At 35.0% G+C, this 4,735-nt stretch carries 2 protein-coding genes and 1 pseudogene; 2 read left to right on the top strand and 1 reads right to left on the bottom strand.

What is annotated here, in order from left to right; all coding sequences use genetic code 11:
* Nucleotides 1-30: 30 nt before the first annotated feature.
* Nucleotides 31-315 (bottom strand): annotated as a pseudogene (locus ASJ81_RS08845) (DUF6444 domain-containing protein); the annotation flags it as partial.
* Between the two features lie 157 nt (nt 316-472).
* On the opposite strand from ASJ81_RS08845, the gene ASJ81_RS08840 reads away from it, so the two are divergent.
* Together ASJ81_RS08840 and ASJ81_RS08835 are read left to right on the top strand one after the other, a co-directional pair.
* The gene (locus tag ASJ81_RS08840) at nt 473-1,282 is read left to right on the top strand and encodes a class I SAM-dependent methyltransferase (protein ID WP_245859977.1); all 810 of its coding nucleotides are present in this window, start codon (nt 473-475) and stop codon (nt 1,280-1,282) included.
* Between the two features lie 1,645 nt (nt 1,283-2,927).
* Nucleotides 2,928-4,586 carry a type II/IV secretion system ATPase subunit gene (locus tag ASJ81_RS08835; RefSeq protein WP_449288770.1) on the top strand — a complete coding sequence of 553 codons (1,659 nt, stop codon included), beginning with the start codon at nt 2,928-2,930 and terminating at the stop codon, nt 4,584-4,586.
* Nucleotides 4,587-4,735: the final 149 nt, after the last annotated feature.

Raw genomic sequence — 4,735 nt, 5'->3', positions numbered from 1 at the left:
GCAGCAGTTCAAAGAATGCTCTATTACCTAATCAGGATTATCAACCATTTTAAGAGTTGTTCCTGGATGACCTTCTTGACCTCCAGGGTTCTTTTCGCTCTTTTTACGGAGACTCTTGGGATTAGGTTTTCCTTTGACAAAAAAATCAGTAGAAGGAGGTTTACTGCTGTTTCTGCTATTTTGATTTAAGCGAGATTCTAAAACTTGCAATTTTTCACTAAGCTGTTTTATTTGAGATTCAAGACTCTCAATGTAAGTTGCAATAACTTCAGGGTTTGAAGTACACAGAGCAAGAATCTCTTCACGTTTCATCAAAGATAGAAATAACTCATTGTAAATCCAATTTTTCCTCGAAAAGAGGAAAAATTGTGTAGCCCTAAAAAGGCTACCTGAATAGTAACATTTATTTTTCAGTTCAATCGCATAAGTCCTAAATAACATAAATACTCATTTAAATAAAGTGATTAAAACTATGTCGAAAGTTAATTTTAATTCCAAGGCTTTTACATATGCAGACAATGCATTGGTTCAAAAGTCAGCCTTTGAGGTTCTCTTGAACTTATTATCAATTCAACCTGAAGAAGATGTACTTGATATAGGCTGTGGACCAGGTCATATCACAAAAAAAATTGCACAAATCACAACAGGAACCGTACAGGGCATCGATGTTTCTCAAGGTATGATAGAGCAAGCAGTAAGCTCCAGTAAAGAGCTTCCCAACTTAAAGTATTCTGTCATGGATGCTGAAAGTTTTGAGCTAAATACAAAATATGATGTCATTGTGTGTAACTCGTGTTTTCAATGGTTTCAAAAACCAGAACAAGTATTGATGCGTTGTTTTAATGTGCTTAAGGAAGGAGGTAGAATAGGAGTACAGGCTCCAGCTACTCAATCTTATTGCCCTAACTTTATTTCAGCAATAGAAAAAATCCGTATGCATCCATATACACGAGAGGTATTTAGTCACTTTAAAAGCCCGTGGCTTTTCTTTGACAGCAAGGAAGAATATGAGAGGCTTTTTATGAATTACGGGTTTGATATAATTTATAGTGAACTTCGGGAAGAATCAAATCTCTTTTCCGTTGAACAAGCGTATAAAATATATCAATCAGGAGCTGAAAACGGTTACTTAAACCAGTCTTTTTACACAGTTACTTTGACAGACGATTATATCAGTGTTTTTCGTAAACTAGTTAAAGAAGCTATTAAAGAACAGGCAGATAGTTCAGGAATGGTTAACTTAAAGTTTGAAAGAATATATTTAATTGCTAAAAAACAATGAATTTCCAGCCTTCTGTGCATGCTTATGCGACTGGATCATATCCCTAAATCCTACATTCGGCAGCAAGCACATTCTAACACTTAAATATTCTTCATCATTAGTTTTTGTAGTTTCAGTTAAAAATCAGTATCATGAGGACTAGATATCTATTCATTTGTATTCGGTTAAGGATTTTGAGCTGCTGATCTCGATTTCGACGGAAAAACTCAAACCCAAATGTTTAGTGTTTAAATTGAAATCGATATCAGATTCCAGTTTTGCATTTGATGAATAATTTAACAAATTTTATGAAAATCAATGCAATTGATAACGATTTTTCCTTAACCGATGACCAATGGATATCTATTCTGATTTGTCGTTTCTCTCCTTTTGTTACAAATATATATTAATAATGTTATGGTTAACATTTAGTAATTTTTAATTTAAATTTAATTTAAATAGTTCTGAAAAAAACGATATCAATAGAAAAATTGAATGAATTTTTATGTCGACCTGCCGAAAGCAGGCTAAATTATTGAACTGAAATTTTGAACGTTAATAAGTCCTTTAAACTTCGCATTTTGAACGTTAACAATTTCTTTAAACTCTACATGTGATCAATTATTTTTTTCGGTCACTAACGGAGTTTTCCTGAACTATTTCTATTTCCAGAGTCAATTTCTTATGAACCTTACAAGAGATATTATAATTGTGTCTTTACTCAATCTCCAAACTTGTGAGGAATCTATTTCTGGAGCTATTTCGATCCCCAAACAATGATAAGATTTACACAATGAGCGTATCCTAAAACTCAAAATTGCGTTTCTGAATCCATATTCTTGATAGTTAGTCAAGCTTCAGATTATAGAAAATAATTCTGAAACTCTACTGATTTTTGAAAATAAGTTGGTTTTGGAATAAGCTCAATATTAAAATAAGTCAATAACTCAAGGACATAACCAATTTCCATTTGTATTCGGTTAAGGATTTTGAGCTGCTGATCTCGATTTCGACGGAAAAACTCAAACCCAAATGTTTAGTGTTTAAATTGAAATCGATATCAGATTCCAGTTTTGCATTTGATGAATAATTTAATAAATTTTATGAAAATCAATGCAATTGATAACGATTTTTCCTTAACCGATGACCAATGAACCAATTTCTAAATTATAAATCCTACTTTCGGCAGGTCGACATAAGGAATTTGAATATTTTTCTTGATATCGTTTTTCAACATTTGATAAATACATATTAGAGTTAAAGCTGGTTAACGTGTGGCTCAACTCCAACGACACATATAAACACTGAATCATTTTTCCATCAAAGTTTAGCATGAAAGATTATGTTTGGATCATATGTAAACCTAATAACTACTTACAACAAGGGAGCAGTAGTTCAAAATCGCCATCAATAAAATTATAGAAAATGAAATGTCGACCTGCCGAATATAGGATAAATAATTTATTGAAACTTTTTTGACGTACAAGCATTTTCCTCATAAAATGATTTCGTATCAAGAAAAGCAGCATGCTTCGTTTGGAATTTTAATTAGGACACATTACCGTTTAACAGAACTCGGATTAAACATGCAAAGTTTTTATAAGATGTTTATCTTATATGACCTAAGAAGAAACCTGAGGACGAGAGTTTGGACGATATAAAAGAAATGCTAGCAAAGAATAAATTTATTTCGGAGTTATTGGAGAAAAAGGGTGACTATAAGTCTATCGCAGAAGTTGTAACAAAAGTTAGAAGTTGCTTTGATAAACCTTTGAGAGTTTTGCCAGTTTATGATCCGGAAAAAGAAGGATCTCTTGTAGATTTTATAGTGCCTCACGGGTTAAAAGAACTCGAAAGATACTGGCTTCAAGAACCCTACACTTTTGTGTCGATCCTGGAAGACCGTAGATCGACATATTACAGGCTTGTTGAGCCTTCTCTTTCTAAATTTGAAAAAGAGCTCATCGAAAGAATTTATGAAGATTTTCAGGACATCCTGGTTCTTGGTTCTACGCATTCTACGTCCGAAAAGGATGAGTTTCTTGTAGATAGAGCTCTCTTTCTTCTTGAGCGTTATAAAGCTGACATTCCGAAGGCCTCAATTTTAAAAATTATGTATTATCTTAGAAGAAATCTGCTGGGCTACGAGAAAATCAATTCTCTCCTTTATGATCCTTATATAGAAGATATTTCATGTGATGGAGTGGGAATCCCTCTCTATGTTTATCATAGCAGATATCTCAATATTGAATGTAATATTGCTTTTGAAGAAGAGGAACTTGATGCTCTTGTAATCAAGATGTGTCAGTTGAACAATAAACACGTTTCTATAAGCCAGCCAATCGTGGATGCGACAATTCAGGACGGTTCAAGACTTCAGGCTGTTTTAGGAAGAGAGATTACTCCTAGAGGCAGTTCTTTTACTATCCGCAAGTTCAGGAAAGACCCAATGACTCCTATAGACCTCCTTAGCTATAAAACGTGCGACCTTGACATGTTAGTGTATTTCTGGCTGGCTATCGAAAATGGCTATAATATGCTTTTTGCAGGTGGAACAGCGTCAGGAAAAACATCTATACTGAACGCTACATCCCTGTTCATGCCTTCTACAACGAAGATAGTCTCTATCGAAGATACAAGGGAACTCTTACTCTACCATAATAACTGGGTTTCCGGGGTTGCAAGGGAGGGTTTTGCTGCAGATTCTTCGGGAGAAATTACAATGTATGATCTTTTGAGAGCTGCTCTCAGACAGCGCCCGGACTATATTATTGTAGGTGAAGTGAGAGGTAGTGAAGCTCTCACTCTTTTCCAGGCAATGTCAACAGGACATGCAACAAGCTCAACAATGCATGCAGGAGATGTACAGACCGTTGTAAACAGGCTCACTCACGAGCCAATAAACGTGCCTCACGTTATGTTGCAATCTCTAAATGTGCTCTGTATTCAGGAACAAGTGTACATAGAAGAAAAAAGAGTTAGGCGAACCCGAAGTCTTGTCGAAGTCCTGAATGTCGATCCTGAAACAGGAGATTTAGGCATAAATGAGCTTTTCAACTGGGATCCTCAGGAGGACTGCTTCGTTAAGGTAGGAGATTCTCATGTTCTACAGGAAATTATGACTGTAAGAGGATGGGATACCAGTCAGTTAGGAAACGAGATGGGGAACCGAAGAAAAGTTCTGGCTTATATGTACGAAAAAAGCATAAGAAACTATATTCAGGTGTCCATTGTAGTTCAGGCATACCAGATTCATCCAAAGATGGTTATGGAAGCTATAGAAAATGATACTCTGGAGAGTATGATACAGAATATGGCTTTTTAAGAGCAAACCTTTTGATAAAATGTTTGATCAAAATTGAGACAACATTTAAGTTTGAGGAACTTATCCCCAAACTCTATCGATATGATCACAACCCTTTTCAAAAAACTGCTTGACCGCAAGCCTTTTCAAAAAAGGCTTGAGCGAAAACC

The sequence above is a fragment of the Methanosarcina spelaei genome, from assembly GCF_002287235.1.
Lineage (GTDB): Archaea > Halobacteriota > Methanosarcinia > Methanosarcinales > Methanosarcinaceae > Methanosarcina > Methanosarcina spelaei.
This window is presented reverse-complemented; position numbering and strand designations above follow the sequence as displayed.

What these genes read in the sequence shown, in the direction of transcription:
- ASJ81_RS08840 (WP_245859977.1), top strand. Translation starts at nt 473, where the DNA reads ATGTCGAAAGTTAATTTTAATTCCAAGGCTTTTACATATGCAGACAAT.
- ASJ81_RS08835 (WP_449288770.1), top strand. Translation starts at nt 2,928, where the DNA reads ATGCTAGCAAAGAATAAATTTATTTCGGAGTTATTGGAGAAAAAGGGT.